The sequence below is a fragment of the Candidatus Campbellbacteria bacterium genome (assembly GCA_034521025.1).
Taxonomy (GTDB): domain Bacteria; phylum Patescibacteriota; class Minisyncoccia; order Phycocordibacterales; family JAXHMZ01; genus JAXHMZ01.
Genome location: JAXHMZ010000005.1, coordinates 34,329 through 52,933 on the forward strand (window position 1 = coordinate 34,329; position 18,605 = coordinate 52,933).

Below are 18,605 nucleotides of genomic sequence, written 5' to 3' on the forward strand. Positions count from 1 at the left end.
CGTATGTGGGAGGGGGTTTTGTTGAGCCTCGCTCAGCTGTGCGCGTAAGAGAGTAAACTTACTTAGGATCCGATATGCTCTTTATCCGTCTCGATGTTCTCACTGGTTACATCCACTTCTGCCGTACTTGTCGTACCGTCGCTATTCGTTGTGATCCAGTATTCGGAGAGTTGAAGTCCGTAGAATCCGGCCGCGTCAGGAGTAGGTATATCGGGATCTACGACAGCCGTAAGCGTAAATGTTTCGCTCTGTCCTTCACGAACGAGATAGCTCGTATCCGTACCGCCGGTAAAGGCAGTGAGAGCCGCAGCTCCGCTAGCCGCTTCAGCTAGATAAGCTGAGTTGAGAGAGATGTTACCAACGCTTCCAACCGTATCTTGCGTGAGCGTCAACGTACCGTCACTGTTATCGGTTGACGTTACGTCAAGCGCAGCGCCGGTGCCATCGATTGCTGTGTCAAGCGTCGCTGCGACATTTGCCGCAGTCGTATCTCCGTCAATGGCAACTTCTACACCACCCGCGATACCGTTTGCTGCCTGACATTCTGCTGCCGTACTCGTGTCGTCTGTTAACCCAGCATCCGTGTCAAACCAGAAACAGACAGCGGTTGCGGCGGCAGGGTTGTTGCTCGCCTCGTGGAGAATAAAGTAGTCATTGTTCGCGAGGTTCGCCTGCGTATCTACCGTAAGGGTCGATGTTGCCGCGACCTCAGAACCGGTTGTGTCAGCTGCTGTGGCAAGTGACGTTGATTCACTATCCACCTGAGTTGCTTCACCGGTAAGCGTATAGAAGAATCCGTTGTCACTTGCGACAGCGTTCTTGCGCACGTTGCCGAGCCGCGTCGTCTGGATGTAAGCAGCCCATCTTTCGATCGCAGTCAGGTCAAACGTGAGCTTGAGCGTCGACTGATCAGCAGCATCATTGACGCTGCTCGTCTGCGACCAATCACTCCACAACAACGGTCGTTGTCGTCACATCTGGTGCCTGCGTTCCCGCGACCGATATCAAGGTTTGCTGATGCTGAGGCCTGGAACAGTTTCGAAGTTCTTGATCTCTGCGGTCATCGCTTCAAGGTCAACCTCGAAGGGGATCACCGTCGGTGAATCCGGTATTCGATGTTGCGTAGAAGTCAACTTCTACAGAGAACTCAACCTCGCTGTCCTGCTCAATGAGGTACTCAAGGTCGCCGCTGCCATTGAAGGTAACGGTTTGATTGCTCGTACCACTGAGTCCACTCGTTGACGTCGTGTCAATAAGATCACCGTCAGCGTAGAGTCGGGCACGACGAACCATGTCTTCTACGGGACTTGATGTCGTGTTGAAGTTCACATCAACTGTGTTGACAGTGATATCCTGGTCTTCTGCCATTGCGTCGAACGAGAGTACGTGTACGTCATTCGTTCGGTTGTTTGCATCAACCTGGAATATTGTCTCATCAGGGCGAAGTTCGTGCTTGACGAAACGTCGAGCGTTCCGGCTCCGAAGCTCGCCGTCGAAGTCGATGTCGACATCAGCAACATCGTTGTCATTGCCGGGTCCGTATCCGATGAGACCTGCTCCGTCCACGAAGCGCGATACGGTCAAGAAATCGATGGTCGGCGACAACCGTGGCGCCTAGCACGGCTACCCGCGAGGGTATCGTGTACCTCGACTTCGAGTGAAAGCTCGACAGTCTCACCTTCTCGTACGATCTCATCGAGACCGGAGAAGCGTGCTCGCCATTCAGAGCCGACTTCTGAGAAGTTGTCTGAATCGTCTTCAAGCGCTGCTACTTCAGTTCCGTCGACCATAAGTCGGACTTCACTGAAGTATAGCCATGGACGTGAATCAAACATAAAGTCAACGCGGTTGAGCTCGACGTCTGCATCTTGTGCTTCAACGTCTGCTTCAACCGTTAGGTCAGAGTCACCTGTGTCGATCTCAACGGATCCGACACTGAGGTCACTGACGTTGATGAACCCTTCACCTCCGGAGAGGCCTTCGTCATCGGAGTCATCGCTGTCGTCGCTGTCGTCTGAATCGTCACTGTCGTCTCCATCGTCGCTGTCCTCACTGTCGTCACCATCACCTGCGGTGATGAGGGCGTTAGCTTGAGTACGGGTTGATGGTCCAAAGTATCCCGTTCCCGCGGAAAGACCGAGGGGTGCAAGGATCTGTGAAGAGTAAGCTCCTTGGAAGTCAGTTACAGCGGCTGCTGTAAGTGGTCCATAGTAGCTTGTCTCCTGTCCAGGAGATCCCGCTCCGCTAGCGGCTACAGTCGTAAAGCCGTTGGCGTTGAGGAACTCTTGGAGTCTCATTACTTCAGTTCCGGGTAGCACCTACTCCCATGGAGCGGGTGAACGGAGTGAAAGTTCATGCCACTGATGCTTGGCCGTCAATTTGCGCTTGCATACTCGGCGATCTTCGCTTCGAGTTGTGCAATGATCGCTGCTAGGTCTTCTGAATCGCTTTGTGCTCTTGTGCTTGGTAAGCACCGGCAAAAGCGAATGTCGCTACAAGAGCGAGGACCGCGACGAACCCAATGGACCTTGTAGGTAATTGCATTTCGCATTTCGTATAAACTCATAAAGTTATTTCTAATAGTAAGTCTTATAAAGCGGTATTAGTACTACCGTACCGTATATTATACATCTATTTTTACCGTCAACATACTCTGATGTGTGGATTATTCCAAAAAGCCCGCTTTATCGGGCTTTTTGATAAATGAGATCAAAACAAAAAATCCCCGAATTGGGGATTTTTTGTGAGCCTCGCTCAGCTGTTTTGTTCAAGAGACGTGAGTCTCTATACGAGAACCCTAGTGATTAGGATCCGTCGTTGAGATACTCTTGATCTGGTCTCGATACTTTCGCCAGTTACATCCACTTCGGTCAAACCGCTCGCACCAGTGCTGTTCGTCGTGATCTGTAGTCAGCGAGCTGAATTCCGTAGAATCCGGCGACACCGACAGTATTAGTGTTCTCAGCGACGACACGAATGCGGAATGTTTCGGTCTCTCCCGCGCGAACGAGATATGCATCACTGAGTTGTCCTGATCAGCACCGAAGGTGATGTCAATGTCGAATTCTCGAGATCCGTGAGTTTCCTCCGAGGAGGTCGTAATCGAATCCGTTGTTCGGTCACCAGTCGCAACAGCATTGTTGATATAATAATCATCTTCGATAGCGGTAAGGTCAAACGTGAGCTTGAGAGTCGCTCGGTCGGCATCGTCGTTGATATCGGTGCTCTGCGACCAGTCACCTGTTACCACCGTCGTCGTTACAACATCATGCGTTGTTCCTGCACCGATGCCGATCGACGTTTCGTTAGCAGCTTCGAAGTCTTCGTCCTCTGCTCGAATTTCATCAAGCTCAGCTTCGATGGTGTCGGCTACGCTGAATCCTGTGTTTGATGTTGCGTAGAAGTCAACTTCGACTGACATCTCTTGCTCTTCACCTTCAGGGATCGTGTACTCGAGGTTGTCGAACGTAACGGTCTGGTTCGATGTACCACTGAGGCCGCTTGTTGTCTCGGTTCCGACGAGATCACCGTCAGCGTAGAGTCGTGCACGGCGAACCATATCCTCTACGGCGCTTGTCGTGGTCGAGAGGTTTACATCAACCTCGTCGATCTCGATGTCCTGGTTCTCCGCTTCTGCGTTGAACACAAGCACCTCTTGGTTGTCGGTTCGGTTGGTGTCGTCAACGACGAATACGGTCTCGTCGGGCGTGTTAGCGCTCGTGCTGAGATCAAGTGATCCTTGTCCGAAGTTGTCGTCAAACGTGACGTCAACGTCGCCGATGTCGCCATCCGCGCTAGGGCCGTATCCGATGATACCTGCTCCGTCTAGGAAGCGTACGCCGTCTTCATCCATCGTAGCGACGACTGTGTCGGTATCACGCGTACCAGCGAGAGTGCTGTGCACCTCTACTTCGAGCGCAAGCTCGACAGTATCACCTTCTCGTACAACCTCATCGAGGCCGGAGAAGCGTGCTCTCCATTCAGAGCCAACTTCAGAGTAGTCACCTGAATCGTCTCCAAGAACTGCTACTTCGGTTCCGTCGACCATAAGTCGGACTTCATTGAAGTAGAGCCATGGACGTGAGTCGAACATAAAGTCGACGCGGTTCATCTCGACGTCAGAGTCTTCTGCCGTAGCTTCGAGTTCAACAGCTACGTCAGTGTCTCCCGTGTCGATCTCGACCGATCCGACGCTGAGGTCGTTAAAGTCGAGGAATCCTTCACCTCCGGATAGACCTTCGTCGTCCGAGTCGTCGGAGTCATCGCTGTCGTCACCATCATCTCCGTCGTCGCCGTCGTCACCGTCGTCACCATCACCTGCGGTGATGATAGCGTTGGCTTGAGCGCGAGAAGATGGTCCAAAGTATCCTGTTCCCGCGGAAAGACCGAGGGGTGCAAGGATCTGTGAAGAGTAAGCTCCTTGGAAGTCAGTTACAGCGGCTGCTGTAAGTGGTCCATAGTAGCTTGTCTCCTGTCCAGGAGATCCTGCTCCGCTAGTGGCTACTGTAAAGCCGTTAGCGTTGAGGAACTCTTGGAGTCTCAATACTTCAGTTCCGGTAGCACCTACTCCCATGGAGCGGGTGAACGGAGTGAAGTCTCCACTAACTGAAGCTTGGCCGTCAATTTGCGCTTGCAAATCGGCGATCTGTGCTTCGAGTTGTGCAATGATCGCTGCTAGGTCGTCTGCATCGCTTTGTGCTTGTGCTTGGTAAGCACCGGCAAAAGCGAATGTCGCTACAAGAGCGAGGACCGCAACGAACCCAACTACCTTGTAGGTAATTGCATTTCGCATTTCGTATAAACTCATAATTATGATTTTCTACTTATTAGAATGCTTTGCGTTTTGATTAATATAATGCTTTGCAAAACATTTTTGCGGCACACCCGCTAAGGTGCACCGCGCTACTTATAATTCCTTGTAATGTTGCCCGTAGTTGCCTAGGCTGTGCGCGCCACCGGCAATTTATTGGGCTCATACTATCTCGCCTACTCCTAATATTTCGACCAGGAGAAAACGAGTTAGATGCACGTTTGTCGTACGGGTATTCAGTCGTTCGGTATGTTTGTCGGGATATTCTGTTTTCAACGTTCATTCCGTATCGTTCAACGGTGGCGCTATGCCTAACTTTGGTTGAACGGTGCTCTGTCTAAACAAAACCTGTATTAAACAAGGTTTGCCTTCAATCTTAGCACAGTTCCCTTGTCAGGCAACAGATCGTGTTCCCACGTATTGTGGAAAACGATCCCCGCCTCTGAACCTAGAGACAATTATAGTACAGACGTTTGCTCTTGCAAATATTTGTGTGGATAAAACATACATATGAGCGCGCCATACAAGGATTTATAAAAGACAAATGCTTTTAAATCGCTTGCCTCTTTTGTACACGCCTTTTGCCTATAGGGTGTTAAAGAGGCACGCCCACTGACTTCTATCCATAAAATTTACAAAGCAAGCGCGTCTGTACCACGTGCTCGCAGTTCTACTACTTCTGACGAACCTAAAAAGCTTTTCTTACAACGCACCGTCAATTCCAAAATCTTAATTCTACCCTTATTTTGAGATGCGCTCGTTAGCGATCCTCTTCTAACAAAACGCAACAACAAAACGTTCAAAAATTACCAAAACTAAAAAGCTATAAAGGACATTTAATATTTATAAAAGACATAAAGGAGAAAATATTTGAAACTATAATTACTAAATCGTTAAGAATGTCTTTTATGTGTCCTTAAGAAGAACTGTTGAGGCGATAACGACTCCAGCGACGACTGCCGAGGCGTTCGAGTACGCCTTCTTCAACCATGCCAACAATCTCTCTTTGTAGCGTTTTTTCACTACAGTCCTGGATCTCGCGAGCGGCGTCTTTTACGGTGATCTCCTTTTTGTCCTTAACAAGCTGAATGATGATATCTCTTCTCTGTGTCTTTGAGAGTGTGCTCGGCTGTAATTGTGTCCTTTTGATTTTTGTCTTTTTGTTGTCCTTTATGTCCTTTTGATTTGTTTTTTGTCCTTTAGAACTTTCCTCCGCATTCTCGGTTTTCTCTTTTTCGGGAGAACTTATTCCTTGTACTTTATTGCTCGCGCTTGATTCAAGTTTGCCACCTGAACGATTTTCAAAAGCTATCCCAAATAGATATTTCTCGAGTGAGTCCGTTGTCTGTCTTTCCTCGCTGACATTGAAAAAGTTCTGGGGAAACAACACAGGATCGTGCTTTCCCTCCTTGTCCGCCTGGTCTTCAAGTGCGTTTAAAAGGGTTTCGTATTCTTGACGCAAGACGGAGAAATTCATTTCCGAGATCAGTCCGGCAGTATGAGCTACACCCAGAGTGGCAAGAATTGTCGAAAGCGAGTTTTTTATAAAAGACAAGTCAATTGATCTCTCGGATTCGATAGAATCAGCCAGTATGGAGAAATATTCAAGCAGAGTTAAGTTGTCAGACCGTAGCTTCCACTTGAGGGGTTCGCTCTCTGAGAAGAAGTTCGTTATGAGATATACGGCACGGGCGAGACGTTCTGTCTTTTTTACTGCGTAGTAAAAAAAGGCTTTGTTAAGAGTGTATGACTGCAGTTCCTGGGTTGTATTTTCTGCCATGTCTTTTATATATTATCGTGTCCTTTAGGATAATTTGTCCTTTATAAAAATTGTCCTTTTGTCCTTTAGAGACACATTCCTCTATAAAGGACATTATACAAATATAAAGGACAGAAGTAAAGTTATTAACACCTCTCTGTCGCGTTTGTAGCGGAGGCGCTATGGGGTTACAATAGAGTGGAAATTTAATCATTACCTTAGAAACCTAAATGGCACGCAAGAAATCAAAATCAGAGAAAAACAAGAACTCTAAAGAGTCATCCAAAAAGAAGAACAAGAAGTCCGAGAAAGATGAAGGAATGCTGATCTGGAACCTTGAGGAACACGTGGCACAAGCCCTCTTGGCGCTTTTGTTTTTTGTGTTGGCGGTTTTCTTTACCCTCTCCTATTTTGAGCAAGCGGGCATCGCCGGCGAGCACGCATTTTCTCTTTTTGAAAGACTTCTCGGTTACGGATATTTCTTGCTTCCGCTTTCAATGTTCATTCTTTCTATAAATTTTTTGCGGAAGCTAAAAGTTAACTTCGCCGTCTCAAGCGGAGCCGGGATCACGCTCTTTATGATCTCCGGACTTGGACTTATAAACATCGCCACCGACAGCAAAGGCGGAGTCATTGGCAATTTGGTCTCGGACCCGCTTCTGCCTTTGTTCGATCTCTATGTGACGTTTGTACTTCTAGCGGCAATGATGATCCTTTCGTTCGTACTTCTCTTTGACTTGAAACTTTCCTCTATTGATTTCAACTCTCTTAAGTTCTGGAAGAAAGACGAGGAGGACAAAGACTATCTCGCCGCCTCTATCGCCCATCCCGCGGGAGCGGAACAGGCCGAGAGAGCTATGGCCGAAGAAGAACGCAAGAACGCCGAAAAGAGCACCAAGGAAGAAGGAAGGCCGGAGAAACCTTCAGGTGGAATACTCAGCGGATTGGTCGGAAAACAAAACAAAGACAAAGAGCTCGATATAGACAGCAAGCTTTCGATAGATACTTCGCGACTGGGCGCGCCATTTACTCCTCCACCACTGAAGCTTTTGACCAAGGACAGCGGCAAGCCGTCCGTCGGCGATGTTAAAACCAACGCCAATGTTATAAAGCGCACTCTCAGTAACTTTGGTATTGACGTAGAAATGGACGAGGTGTCGGTCGGACCCACTGTTACTCGCTACGCCTTGAAGCCGGCCGAAGGAGTAAAGCTTTCGCGAATAGAGGGACTGCAAAAAGAAATACAAGCGGCACTCGCGGCCAAGTCGATAAGGATAGAAGCACCGATCCCGGGCAAGTCCCTGGTCGGTATAGAAGTACCAAATATCTCTAAAGCAACAGTCGGTCTGGCTTCCCTCTTCTCTGATCCCGCCTTTGCTCAAAGCGACAATCCGCTCCTGGTCGCCCTCGGACGAAATCTCTCCGGAGAAGCCGAATTCGCTGACTTTGGCAAAATGCCTCACCTCTTGGTAGCGGGAGCTACCGGCGCCGGAAAGTCTGTGACGGTGCATATGCTAATAGCTTCTCTCCTGTATAGGAACTCGCCGGAGAACCTTAGATTTATCATGGTTGACCCCAAGCGAGTAGAGCTAACTCCGTACAACGACATCCCTCACCTGCTAACTCCGGTTATAAAGAACGCCAAAAAAGCGATCCTCGCTTTGAAGTGGGCTGCTAAGGAAATGGAAAGACGGTACGACATATTGGAAAGCTATAGAGTACAAAATATAGACTCTTATCACAAAAACATACTGGAACCGGCCATAAAAGACATTGAAAAGAAACGAAAGAACAAGGACTCCGAAGAAGTGGAAGACGAACTACCGGAATCAATGCCATATATTGTAATCGTCATAGACGAGTTGGCTGATATTATGTCGGCCTACCCCAAAGAGCTCGAGGCGGCTATCGTGCGATTGGCGCAGATGAGCCGTGCAGTCGGTATTCACCTAATACTATCTACCCAAAGGCCCGACGTACGCGTCATAACCGGACTGATCAAAGCCAACATTCCATCCCGTATCGCACTCCAAGTGTCTTCACAGATCGACTCTCGCACCATCATAGACAAAGCGGGAGCGGAAAGACTTCTCGGTAAAGGAGATATGCTTTATCAAGGAGGAGAAATGGCCAAACCGGCGCGTATTCAATCCGGTTTCGTGACCGAAGAAGAGATCAAAAGGGTTGTTGATTGGCTCATTAAGCACTATTCGGGACAATTGCCAGATACCATTGATCTCGATAGCGAGACACGCGAAAACAACACTGACAGCATTTTCAGCTCCGTGGTTGCCGACGAATCCAGCGAAGAAGACGAAAAATTCGAAGAAGCCAAGCAAACGGTTATGGAAGCCGGTAGGGCTTCGACCTCGTACTTACAGCGCAAATTGGGCGTTGGCTATTCACGAGCCGCCAAGTTAATTGATATGCTGGAAGAACAAGGCATCATTGGACCACAAAATGGCTCCAAGCCACGAGAAGTACTCGCCAAAGGAGAAGAGTCTGAGGAAGACAGCTCCGAGAGCTACGAAGAGAACACGGAAGAAGATAACCAGAAAGGCCTCAGCGAGGAAGACTTGTAGTAGAATATATAAACAACCATGAACGGAAACGCCTTTAACGCTCGCAATATAATGAAGGCGATCTTGCTTATCGCGATCGCCTCAGGTGTGGCGTCTTACGCCTACTATCAATCACAACCGCTTATGGCCGGACCGGAAATCGCCTTTAGTGATCCCGAAAACGGCGATGTTATTAAGGAGTCCCCTATCGAGATCACCGGCACCGCCGAGCGCATTTCTTTTATCAAACTTAATGGCCGGCAAATTTATATCAACGAAAGCGGAGTTTTCGAGGAGAAATTGCCCTTACTTCCCGGTCATAATATAATAGAGCTACAGGCAGAGGATCGTTTTGGAAGAGTTACTACTAAAAGACTCAACCTTATGTACGAAGGTGAGTAATATATTTTTATGGCAAAATCAAAAAAAACCGAAAAAGAAAGCGGAGCTTCTATTGAAGATACACTGGATCAAATAAAAACCAAGTTTGGAGATGAATCAATAATGAAACTGGGCGACCGCCCTAAGGTCAACGTCGACTCGGTTTCAACCGGCTCTATCGGCCTAGATACCGCGCTCGGCATTGGCGGTCTGCCAAAAGGAAGGATCGTTGAAATATACGGACCGGAAAGCAGTGGTAAATCCACCCTCGCTTTACACGTGGTGGCGGAAGCGCAAAAAGAAGGCGGTGTCTGCGCCTTTATTGACGCCGAACACGCTCTCGATCCGGATTACTCGAGAAAACTGGGCGTAAATGTCAAAGACCTTCTCATCTCCCAGCCCAACTCGGGCGAACAAGCTCTCGAGATAACAGAGTCATTGGTCCGATCGGGTAAAATATCCGTGATAGTAGTAGACTCGGTAGCGGCTCTGACTCCCAAAGACGAAATAGAGGGCGAAATGGGAGACGCTCAAGTCGGAAAACAGGCCCGTCTTATGTCTCAAGCTCTGCGCAAACTAACCGCGATCTCTGCGCAATCCGGAACTGTAGTTATATTCATCAACCAGATCCGAATGAAGATAGGCGTTATGTTCGGATCTCCGGAGACAACCACGGGCGGAAAAGCACTGAAGTTCTACACTTCAGTACGTCTCGACATTCGTCGGATCGCACAGATCAAAAAAGGCGAAGAAGTTATCGGCGCGCGAACCAGAGTCAAAGTAGTAAAGAACAAAGTAGCGGCACCTTTCAAACAGACCGAATTTGATCTCATATATTACGAAGGAATTTCGCGCGAAGGAGAGATCCTCACCATCGGCGAAAAACACGGTTTGATAAAGAAATCCGGAGCGTTCTACTCCTACGCTCCCCCACCCAAAAAAGAGGGCGAAGAACCGGAAGAAGAGATCAAACTCGGACGCGGTTATGACGCCGCTCGCGTATATCTCAAAGAAGACAAGAAACTAACTAATAGAATTATAAAAGACCTAAAAAAGAAACTCAGAGAATACTACTTCAGCACCTAAGAGAACTTATAGATTAGAAATAACCAAATAACCGGCAAAGATAGATATGCTTTCATACAACGAAGTCCGCGAAAGGTCTTACATAGTACACCAAGGCGAGCCCAACGAGGTATTGTCATCCAAGATATTCCGCAAGCAACAGCGCAAACCGGTCAATCAGATAAAGCTAAAAAACCTTATAACGGGCAAACAAACTGAAACGACAATACATCAATCAGAAAAGGTGGAACCGGCCTCCATTGAAACGAGAGATATAAAGTATCTGTACTCCAGACGTGGAGAAAGTTGGTTTTGCGAAGTCGATGATCCGAGCGACCGTTTTTCTATTCCTGACGAAAGGATCGAGGACAGCAAACCATTCATCCGTGAAGACGATATTGTTACCGCGCTAATATACGAAGACGAGGTAGTCGGGATCAAACTGCCGATCAAGGTGGAATTGGAAGTGAGAGAAGCGCCACCCAATATCAAAGGAAACACTTCCTCCGGTGGCAATAAGTCCGTAACTCTGGAAACCGGATATACAGTAAACGCGCCCCTCTTTATCAATCCGGGTGATATATTGCGCATAAACACCGAAACCGGCGAATACGTCGAACGGGTTGAGAAAGCGTAGTCAATAAAAAACAAGACCGCCATATCCGGCGGTTTTGTTTTTGCTAGATAGATAGGATCTATCCTATTTAGCCACGTAAGGCATCAACGCCATAAAGCGCGCCCTCTTGATAGCTGAAGCTATCAGGCGCTGATTACGAGCGGAAACTCTTGTTTTGTGTTTGGGTACAATGCGCGCGTGCGTATCTACGAACTGTTCAAGAACGTCCACGTCTTTGTAGTCTACGTACTTCACTCGATTGGAATTGAAGTATTGGCTTTGCTTTGCTCTTTTTTCTTTAGTAGTTGTGTTCTGCATATTATTCTTACTTTATTCAATACTAAAACGGAATATCGTCCGGATTAATATCGTCTTCCGGATATTCTATAGTGTCTAGCTCTTCTCCCCCGTTCTGATTACCTCCCGAGTTGCTACTACTTCCTCCGGATTGATCGCTCGACTGATCATTGTCATTTTGGTTGTAATTGTCACCGCTTCCGGCTCCGGCTTTGTTGCCGAATTGTACGCGATCGGCAACGATCTCGGTTCGATACCGCTTTTGTCCATCATTGCCTTCCCACGATCGGGTCTGAATTCGGCCTTCGATCATTACCTGCTGGCCTTTTTTAAGATACTGAGCCGACGTTTCGGCTTGCCTGCCAAATACCACTATATTGTGAAATTCTGTCGCTTCTTGCCTCGCGCCGTCCTTCATCCAAACTCTGTTGGTAGCCACGCCGAACGTAGTCACTTTTGCCCCCGACGGCAGAGATTTTAGTTCCGGATCGCGGGTAAGGTTTCCAACTATGATTGCTTTATTTAGATACATACTTTTATTCTATCACGAGATCATCAATTGTCTTGTCCATCTCCTCCTCGGAGACTTCTTCTTCGTCCGGTTCTTCTTCCTCTTTCTCTGTATTTATCCTGGTATCTTCACGAAGTGTTTTTACAACTATATGACGAAGAACTTCGTCAATATTTCGCACCTCTTGATCTATCTGCCCTATCTTGTCAGTGGCTGATTCGAATTTGATCCAGCCAAAATATGCCGTGTCAAAATCCTCTCTTCCACCTTTTACTTTCTTGGAGATCGGATACGCGAGTTCTATTAGCTTTGGGAACTCCTCGGAAACTATCTCCGCGCTCGCGTCATCCAAAATAGACTTGATCTTAGACACGTGAGACGCAACCTCGTCTTCTGATACGAGGGGGATGAGATGGAAACCGATCTCGTAAACGACTCCTTCTGTGTTTTTATCATTCATACTGGGCTACTCTAGCACAGAGACAGTCTGGTTTCAATAGTTTGTACTAGATGAGTACACCATTAAATAGCGCCTTTGAACAACTTCGGAAGTTGTTCAACAACCAAAAGGTGTCAACCTGCCAGGTCGACCTGGCAGGTTGACACCTCAATTAATGCTTCAATCTATAGATTGAAGCATTTAGAATGGCTAATTACAGCCCTACGGCCGGTTTAATCCAAAATCACGGCGCGCGTTGGAGAGAAGCTGTTTTCGTACTTTTTCCCTATCTTCTCCGCGAATGTCCGCGATCCTATCGTAGACGTATTTTACAAAGGTTGGCTCATTGCGCTTGCCTCGATTGGGCACGGGAGCGACAAAAGGCGCGTCGGTTTCACCGTGGATCTTGTCGAGTGGCGCGAATTCGATCGGCTCGTTGTAATTATCCGTGAAAGTAATAACTCCGGTAAAAGAGATGGTGAAATCTATTTCTAGATATCGCCGAGCGTTTTCGAGCGACTGAGTGAAAAAATGCACGTTTCCGCGAAGGCGGTCGCCATGTTCCCTTTTCTTGCTTTCAAGAAAAGACACCGTGTCTTCGTCGGCGTCTCGGGTGTGTATCATTACCGGCAGATCATTCAGAACAGCAAAATCTACCTGCGCCTCAAAGTTCTTCTCCTGTAGACGTTTTGCCTTCTCGATGTCGCCCTCAAGGTGAGAGTAGTCAAATCCGCACTCCCCGATAGAGACTACCTTTTCTGATCTTAGCAATCTCTCAAATGTTTCTCGCTTGTCTTCAAATAGCTCGCTTGAGTCTCCCGGATGTATACCTATTGAAGTAAAAATATTGTCGTTGTTCTCGGAGAGCTCTACTTCTTCTACGCTGGTGGCAGAATCTATCCCTATAGATATAGTAGCTACTCCCTCTTCGTTCATTCGGGACAATAACTCTTCGCGATCTTCATCATAGCTATCAAAATGCAGATGGGAATGAATATCAATGTATTTTATTGCGTTTTCCATACCTTAGAAATTAGTAATTTTTGTCACAATACGAGCATACTATCACATCACTTGTCCCCTTTTCGACGGAAATACTTTTTGCCGGACAGTTTATCCGGTAAAAAACTCGCCTGCTTGCCTTTTTTGTCGGGATACATTTCGTAATCCTTGCCGTATCCTTCCTTTTTCATAAGCTCGGTCGGTGCATTGCGGATGTGCAATGGAATTGCCAGATTCCCGTATTTTTCGGCATCAGCCAGGACGGCTTTATAAGCGTCGTAGGCACTGCGATCTTTTTTCGCGGAGGCCAAGTAAGAGACCCCGTGAGCGAGATTTATCCCCGCCTCCGGCAGGCCGACTGTCTCAACCGCGCGGAAAACGGCGTTTGCCACCACCAGAGCTGTCGGTTGCGCCAACCCGATGTCTTCGGAGGCAAAAATGACCATTCGCCTGGCTATGAACTTTGGATCCTCTCCGGCCGAGATCATTCGCGCGAGGTAATACATAGCGGCATCTTTATCACCGGCTCGCATGCTTTTTATAAACGCACTTATAGTATTATAGTGCTCCTCGCCGGCGCGATCGTAGCGCAAATTCTTCATCGCAGTTGCCTCCAGACTCTCCAGGTTTATTTCACCGTAAAGCGAGTATGTATTTTCCAAAAGCATCAAGACTTCCCTCGCATCACCGTTCGAGAAATTCAAAAGATACTCTCGGGCTTCGTCGCTTATATCTATATCCGCCCTATCAATGATGCGGCTGATCTCCTCCTCGGTGAGCTGGTTCAAAGAAAAAACTCTGACTCGAGACAAAAGAGGAGAGATTATCTCAAAGGAAGGATTCTCCGTGGTAGCACCTATGAGAACTATTTCACCGGACTCCACATACGGCAAGAAGATAGTCTTGCTGTGCTTTATTGAAACGATGTATCTCATCTAGAAAAAGAACTTTTACTCCCACCATCTTTCGCGATTACGTTCTTTATGTCGGCCTTACCGGCGGATACCGCTGAAAGTTCAAAAAAGTCCGCGCCGATCGCTTCCGCGTAGATTCGCGCAATCGTGGTTTTGCCCACCCCCGGCGGCCCCCAAAGGATAAAGGAAAATATCTTTTTCTCCTTTATAGCGTGATACAAGGGCTTCCCTTTGCCGGTAAGGTGATCTTGACCTATAAATTCGTCTAAATTTTTTGGTCTTATTTTTGCAGCTAAGGGTTCCATAACCCGATATTACGCCTTTGCAGCAAAAAATAAAGTACAAAGTTTTGCTTTGTACTTTATTTTTCTTTTTATTTCCTGGGAAAAAGAGGTTCGGGCATTTCTCTTTCTTCCAGTAGTTCGCGGATCCTCTTCCCTGTCTCCGGCATTGCTACTGTTAGAAGCGCGGCAATGTCGCCGAGACGTATAGCTAAGTACGCCACTGTTTCTTTAGCTTTGTCCGGATCGGTTTTTATCAGCTTGAATGGTTCTTCTTCTTGGATGATCTCATCTAACTCGGACATTTCCCTCCACAGATAATCCATAGCTCGATTGAATTCATAAGCATCCAATAATTCTCTGAATTCTTTAGACTCTTCTGAAAGATAAATATCTTCAACGGTCTCGAGACTGACTTCTACTTCGTATTGGATATACATTTTGAGTATGCGAGACACCAAGTTACCCAGGCCATTTGTAAGGTTTCCGTTATAGCTTTCGCCAAACGACTCTACGCTCATACTGGAATCCTCGAAAGGATGCACGTGGCGCAATAGATAATAACGCAATGCCTCAGCGCTGAAAGAGTTGACCAGATCAAGCGGGTCTATCACGTTGCCGAGGGATTTTGACATCTTTTCGCCGTCGTTGAGAATAAAGCCGTGGATAACCACTTGTTTTGAAGGCTCTATTCCCGCCGCCATCAACATTGCCTGCCACATAGCTGACTGCTGTCGGAGATTGTCTTTGCCCGCGAACTGGATAACCGGCCAAAACGAATTAAAGGTCTCTTCCTCGTCAGGCCACCCCAGGGTAGAAATATAGTTGACCAAAGCATCAAACCAGACGTACATTACATGCTCTTCGTCATCCGGCACTTCAACACCCCAAGGCATCTTCTCTTTGAGGCGCGAAATTGAAAAATCATTTAAGCCACGCTCGGTAAACAACTTTATCTCATTCAATCGATAGTCCGGCAAAACAAAATCCGGCCTTTCCTCGTAGAGCTTTATAAGATCTTCGGCAAAACGTGAAAAAGTGAAAAAGTAATTCTCTTCGTCTATGAGCTCTATCTCCATATTAGGGTGAACCGGACAACGGCCGTTGACCAACTCGGAATCGGTCTTCTCCAACTCACATCCCACGCAATATTTTACTCTATAATGTTTTTTATATATAAAGCCGCCCTCTTTGGCTTTTTTCCAAAATTCGCGCGCGGCGTGTTTGTGATAGGAGTCCGTGGTACGAATAAAGTTCGTATAATCTATGTTGAGCTCATCGGCAAAAGAACGGAATCTCTCGGCGTATTGGTCCACATATTCTTGTGGCTCTAGATCGTTCTCTTCTGCTTTTCGCAATACTTTGAGTCCGTGCTCATCGGTTCCGATATTGAAGAATGTCTCATATCCGGATAATCGGGAGTGACGCACAAAACAATCGGCTTGCACGAATTCAAGCGCGTGCCCCAAGTGAGGGTCGGCATTAACATATGGCAACGTAGTAGTAACGTATCTGGTATTGGCTTTTTCTGACATTATCTTTTTTGTTTACTTATCTACTAGGTGGGAATTTCTCTTTCGCTTTCTTCATCTTCTTCATTGTTACCTTCTAGCTCTTTTGTTTCTTTCTCTTTTTTGCCACTATTCTGCATATCTGTAATGAATTCGACAAGAACCGCCGAAACAGGTACGGCCAATATAACACCGAGAAAGCCAGCAAGCTTAGCTCCAATACCAACAGCCATAATGATCACGATCGGCGATACTCCAACCGCCCTTCCTACCACCAGTGGATATACAAAATTGCCTTCAATTGCTTGAACTAATATAAAGAGCACTACCACTAAAACTCCCAAAACAAGTCCGCCTTCTACCAAACCAACGATAGCGGCCGGTATGGTCATAAGCGTAGGACCAACGATCGGTATAAAATTCAAAAGACCCGAAAGAACGGCAAAGAAGAACGCATAAGGAACTCCGAGTATCAACAGCCCCGTATAGACCAACAGCCCAACCAGAGCGGAAGAAACCAAGGTACCCTGAAACCACTTTCCGATCTTTCTCTGAGAGTTTTTCCATAGATTTGCCACGTATTCAGAATATTGCGCCGGCGTTACATAGGCGAGAAAATTATCAACGCCATTTTTCTGAATAGAAAGATAGAACGAAATAGTTAGAATCAGGATAAAGTTAAACAGCCCTCCAAAAACAGTCGCGATACTGCCCAAAATACCATCCGTAAGATTACTCATCATATTACGAATACCTTCCGTGAGGTTCTCGAGGGAAAGTACCTCTACGTCTTCACTGTTGGCTACCTCCGAAAGCTCGGAAGAATATTCGGGTACCGAATTCAAAAAACCGGAAACTTCGCTCGCCAATATGGGAACAAAGTAGTAGAAAAACAGAACAAACATTCCTATGGCAGTCGCGTAAATAATACCGGCAGAAACAACTCTGGGTATTTTTCTCTCTACTAAAAGATCCACGGCAGGACTAGCGGCGGAAGCGAGAACAACCGCTACTAAAAGAATGAGTAGAATATCACGAACGACAAAAAGCAGAAGGATGCTTATAACAACCACCGCCGCTCTGATCATTGTTGCCGTATCAATGGAAATGACAGTTTTGTTATTCATACCCAAATTGTAGCACGTCAATTTTGTTAGTCATCTGTAATAACCAAGAAAATTACTTCTCTAATAAGATCTTATTGAAACTGTTTTCTGTGCTATGGTTTCCAATTATCGCCAAGTTGAGTCTCTCGGGTGAGAAATATTTCTTAGCAACACGCCGTACATCTTCGGCGGAAACAGCATTGATCTCCTTTTTTATTTCTTCAATGCTTTTTCTCTCTTTTTTCAAAACCTCTCTAAGTCCGTAAAACCTCGCCAAAGAATCGGAGGTCTCAAGCCCCAAAAGCAAGCGTCCTAAAATATACTCTTTGGCCTTATTAAGCTCTTCTTCAGAAACTACCTCCTCTCTTAATTTCCTCAGTTCTTCCGTCAATATCGAGACAACCTCTTTTGCGCGAGAACGAGTTACGCCGGCAAATATCGCTCCTATTCCATGGTCACTCCCCAGGTGGAGACCTGAACCGGCGTAATACGCAACTCCCATTTCCTCACGCAACTTCTGAGAGACGCGAGAGCTCATACCGCCGCCCAAAATAGTATCAAACAAGTGAAGAGGTGAAGCGTCCTTATGGTCAAGCGATACGGTCTCACTTCCCAGGATCAAGTGGGTTTGGTCTGTTTTCTTGCGCTCCAGGTGAAGTCGTGGCTCTTTTTGTTTGAAATGTACTTTTGGTTTTTTGGCCTCCTTTCCTTTCTCTAATCCCTTGAAAAGAGCGCTAATAGTATCAACGACTTTTTCTTTTTTGATGTCTCCGGCTACCACAATTACGGTATTGTTGGCTTTGTAATAACGATCAACAAACGAGACAAAATCACGTCGAGAAAAGTTTTTTATCGTGTCCTTGTTCCCTAGTATATCCCGACCAGCCGGCTGATCACCATAAATAAGCGAGACAAAATTATCATAGACTTTGTCTTGGGGCGTGTCTCGATACATATTGATCTCTTCTAGAATGACCCCTCTTTCCATATTTATATCTTCTTCGCGCAGAGCCGGATTCAAGGTCATATCGGCAAGTACCTCGGTAACTTTTTCAAAATGTCTTTTCGCTGCCTTGATATAGTAGCCGGTATATTCGTGAGACGTAAAAGCATTGTAACCGGCTCCGATGCTGTCGAGCTCGAGTGAAATGTCCATAGCGCGCGGACGCTTCTCCGTGCCCTTAAATATCATATGCTCGAGAAAGTGGGATAAGCCACTTTCGTTTTTGCGCTCAAATTCAGAACCTACGTTAACCAAGGTCATCACCGTCACTGCGGGGTTACCTTTTATGGGCACATATAGAATGCGCACTCCATTTTTGAGTTCTATTACTTCCTCTTTTGCTGTCATA

At 46.8% G+C, this 18,605-nt stretch carries 18 protein-coding genes; 4 read left to right on the forward strand and 14 right to left on the reverse strand.

Annotation, left to right across the window (positions count from 1 at the left end; all coding sequences use genetic code 11):
* Positions 1-62: 62 nt before the first annotated feature.
* The 5 genes from U5L75_02550 to U5L75_02570 all read right to left on the reverse strand — a co-directional run bounded on the left by U5L75_02550 (position 63) and on the right by U5L75_02570 (position 6,590).
* Positions 63-956: a hypothetical protein gene (locus U5L75_02550; protein MDZ7726436.1), complete on the reverse strand. Its 894-nt coding sequence runs from the start codon at positions 954-956 to the stop codon at positions 63-65.
* Between the two features lie 118 nt (positions 957-1,074).
* On the reverse strand, positions 1,075-1,368 hold the full coding sequence (locus tag U5L75_02555; GenBank protein MDZ7726437.1) for a hypothetical protein: 294 nt from the start codon (positions 1,366-1,368) through the stop codon (positions 1,075-1,077).
* Between the two features lie 212 nt (positions 1,369-1,580).
* Positions 1,581-2,318, reverse strand: a complete 738-nt coding sequence (locus U5L75_02560) for a peptidoglycan-binding domain-containing protein (protein ID MDZ7726438.1) — start codon at positions 2,316-2,318, stop codon at positions 1,581-1,583.
* A gap of 479 nt (positions 2,319-2,797) precedes the next feature.
* Positions 2,798-4,807, reverse strand: coding sequence for a peptidoglycan-binding protein (locus tag U5L75_02565; GenBank protein ID MDZ7726439.1), 2,010 nt, complete (start codon positions 4,805-4,807; stop codon positions 2,798-2,800).
* 919 nt (positions 4,808-5,726) lie between these two features.
* Positions 5,727-6,590, reverse strand: coding sequence for a hypothetical protein (locus tag U5L75_02570; protein MDZ7726440.1), 864 nt, complete (start codon positions 6,588-6,590; stop codon positions 5,727-5,729).
* 209 nt (positions 6,591-6,799) lie between these two features.
* Here U5L75_02570 and U5L75_02575 point away from each other — a divergent pair, with 209 nt between their 5' ends.
* The 4 genes from U5L75_02575 to U5L75_02590 are packed head-to-tail and all read left to right on the forward strand — an operon-like array spanning position 6,800 to position 11,213.
* The gene (locus U5L75_02575) at positions 6,800-9,151 is read left to right on the forward strand and encodes a DNA translocase FtsK (protein MDZ7726441.1); all 2,352 of its coding nucleotides are present in this window, start codon (positions 6,800-6,802) and stop codon (positions 9,149-9,151) included.
* A gap of 18 nt (positions 9,152-9,169) precedes the next feature.
* Complete coding sequence (locus U5L75_02580; GenBank protein MDZ7726442.1) at positions 9,170-9,532, forward strand: hypothetical protein; 363 nt, start codon at positions 9,170-9,172, stop codon at positions 9,530-9,532.
* 9 nt (positions 9,533-9,541) lie between these two features.
* A complete protein-coding gene (recA, locus tag U5L75_02585) occupies positions 9,542-10,597 on the forward strand; it encodes a recombinase RecA (protein MDZ7726443.1) in 1,056 nt (351 codons plus the stop codon).
* A 46-nt stretch (positions 10,598-10,643) separates the two neighbouring features.
* The gene (locus U5L75_02590) at positions 10,644-11,213 is read left to right on the forward strand and encodes an elongation factor P (protein ID MDZ7726444.1); all 570 of its coding nucleotides are present in this window, start codon (positions 10,644-10,646) and stop codon (positions 11,211-11,213) included.
* Positions 11,214-11,276: 63 nt separating this feature from the next.
* Here U5L75_02590 and rpsR read toward each other — a convergent pair whose 3' ends face one another.
* The 9 genes from rpsR to U5L75_02635 all read right to left on the reverse strand — a co-directional run bounded on the left by rpsR (position 11,277) and on the right by U5L75_02635 (position 18,604).
* Positions 11,277-11,510, reverse strand: coding sequence for a 30S ribosomal protein S18 (gene rpsR, locus U5L75_02595; protein ID MDZ7726445.1), 234 nt, complete (start codon positions 11,508-11,510; stop codon positions 11,277-11,279).
* 22 nt (positions 11,511-11,532) lie between these two features.
* Positions 11,533-12,021, reverse strand: coding sequence for a single-stranded DNA-binding protein (locus U5L75_02600; protein ID MDZ7726446.1), 489 nt, complete (start codon positions 12,019-12,021; stop codon positions 11,533-11,535).
* A 4-nt stretch (positions 12,022-12,025) separates the two neighbouring features.
* The gene (locus U5L75_02605) at positions 12,026-12,460 is read right to left on the reverse strand and encodes a 30S ribosomal protein S6 (protein MDZ7726447.1); all 435 of its coding nucleotides are present in this window, start codon (positions 12,458-12,460) and stop codon (positions 12,026-12,028) included.
* 201 nt (positions 12,461-12,661) lie between these two features.
* A complete protein-coding gene (locus U5L75_02610) occupies positions 12,662-13,462 on the reverse strand; it encodes a TatD family hydrolase (GenBank protein ID MDZ7726448.1) in 801 nt (266 codons plus the stop codon).
* Positions 13,463-13,509: 47 nt separating this feature from the next.
* The gene (locus tag U5L75_02615) at positions 13,510-14,376 is read right to left on the reverse strand and encodes a replication-associated recombination protein A (protein ID MDZ7726449.1); all 867 of its coding nucleotides are present in this window, start codon (positions 14,374-14,376) and stop codon (positions 13,510-13,512) included.
* Positions 14,373-14,660, reverse strand: coding sequence for an AAA family ATPase (locus tag U5L75_02620; protein MDZ7726450.1), 288 nt, complete (start codon positions 14,658-14,660; stop codon positions 14,373-14,375). Before U5L75_02620 ends, U5L75_02615 begins: the two co-directional genes overlap by 4 nt.
* Positions 14,661-14,728: 68 nt before the next feature.
* Complete coding sequence (gene metG / locus U5L75_02625) at positions 14,729-16,171, reverse strand: methionine--tRNA ligase (protein MDZ7726451.1); 1,443 nt, start codon at positions 16,169-16,171, stop codon at positions 14,729-14,731.
* A 23-nt stretch (positions 16,172-16,194) separates the two neighbouring features.
* Positions 16,195-17,274 (reverse strand): AI-2E family transporter, encoded by a 1,080-nt coding sequence (locus tag U5L75_02630; protein ID MDZ7726452.1) that lies wholly within the window; start codon positions 17,272-17,274, stop codon positions 16,195-16,197.
* 52 nt (positions 17,275-17,326) lie between these two features.
* Positions 17,327-18,604 carry a pitrilysin family protein gene (locus tag U5L75_02635; GenBank protein ID MDZ7726453.1) on the reverse strand — a complete coding sequence of 426 codons (1,278 nt, stop codon included), beginning with the start codon at positions 18,602-18,604 and terminating at the stop codon, positions 17,327-17,329.
* Between the last annotated feature and the right edge of the window lies 1 nt (position 18,605).

Coding starts and splice junctions, on each gene's coding strand:
- U5L75_02555 (MDZ7726437.1), bottom strand. CDS start 1,368: ATGGCAGAAGACCAGGATATCACTGTCAACACAGTTGATGTGAACTTC.
- U5L75_02565 (MDZ7726439.1), bottom strand. CDS start 4,807: ATGAGTTTATACGAAATGCGAAATGCAATTACCTACAAGGTAGTTGGG.
- U5L75_02570 (MDZ7726440.1), bottom strand. CDS start 6,590: ATGGCAGAAAATACAACCCAGGAACTGCAGTCATACACTCTTAACAAA.
- U5L75_02575 (MDZ7726441.1), top strand. CDS start 6,800: ATGGCACGCAAGAAATCAAAATCAGAGAAAAACAAGAACTCTAAAGAG.
- U5L75_02580 (MDZ7726442.1), top strand. CDS start 9,170: ATGAACGGAAACGCCTTTAACGCTCGCAATATAATGAAGGCGATCTTG.
- recA (MDZ7726443.1), top strand. CDS start 9,542: ATGGCAAAATCAAAAAAAACCGAAAAAGAAAGCGGAGCTTCTATTGAA.
- U5L75_02590 (MDZ7726444.1), top strand. CDS start 10,644: ATGCTTTCATACAACGAAGTCCGCGAAAGGTCTTACATAGTACACCAA.
- rpsR (MDZ7726445.1), bottom strand. CDS start 11,510: ATGCAGAACACAACTACTAAAGAAAAAAGAGCAAAGCAAAGCCAATAC.
- U5L75_02600 (MDZ7726446.1), bottom strand. CDS start 12,021: ATGTATCTAAATAAAGCAATCATAGTTGGAAACCTTACCCGCGATCCG.
- U5L75_02605 (MDZ7726447.1), bottom strand. CDS start 12,460: ATGAATGATAAAAACACAGAAGGAGTCGTTTACGAGATCGGTTTCCAT.
- U5L75_02610 (MDZ7726448.1), bottom strand. CDS start 13,462: ATGGAAAACGCAATAAAATACATTGATATTCATTCCCATCTGCATTTT.
- U5L75_02615 (MDZ7726449.1), bottom strand. CDS start 14,376: ATGAGATACATCGTTTCAATAAAGCACAGCAAGACTATCTTCTTGCCG.
- U5L75_02620 (MDZ7726450.1), bottom strand. CDS start 14,660: ATGGAACCCTTAGCTGCAAAAATAAGACCAAAAAATTTAGACGAATTT.
- metG (MDZ7726451.1), bottom strand. CDS start 16,171: ATGTCAGAAAAAGCCAATACCAGATACGTTACTACTACGTTGCCATAT.
- U5L75_02630 (MDZ7726452.1), bottom strand. CDS start 17,274: ATGAATAACAAAACTGTCATTTCCATTGATACGGCAACAATGATCAGA.
- U5L75_02635 (MDZ7726453.1), bottom strand. CDS start 18,604: ATGACAGCAAAAGAGGAAGTAATAGAACTCAAAAATGGAGTGCGCATT.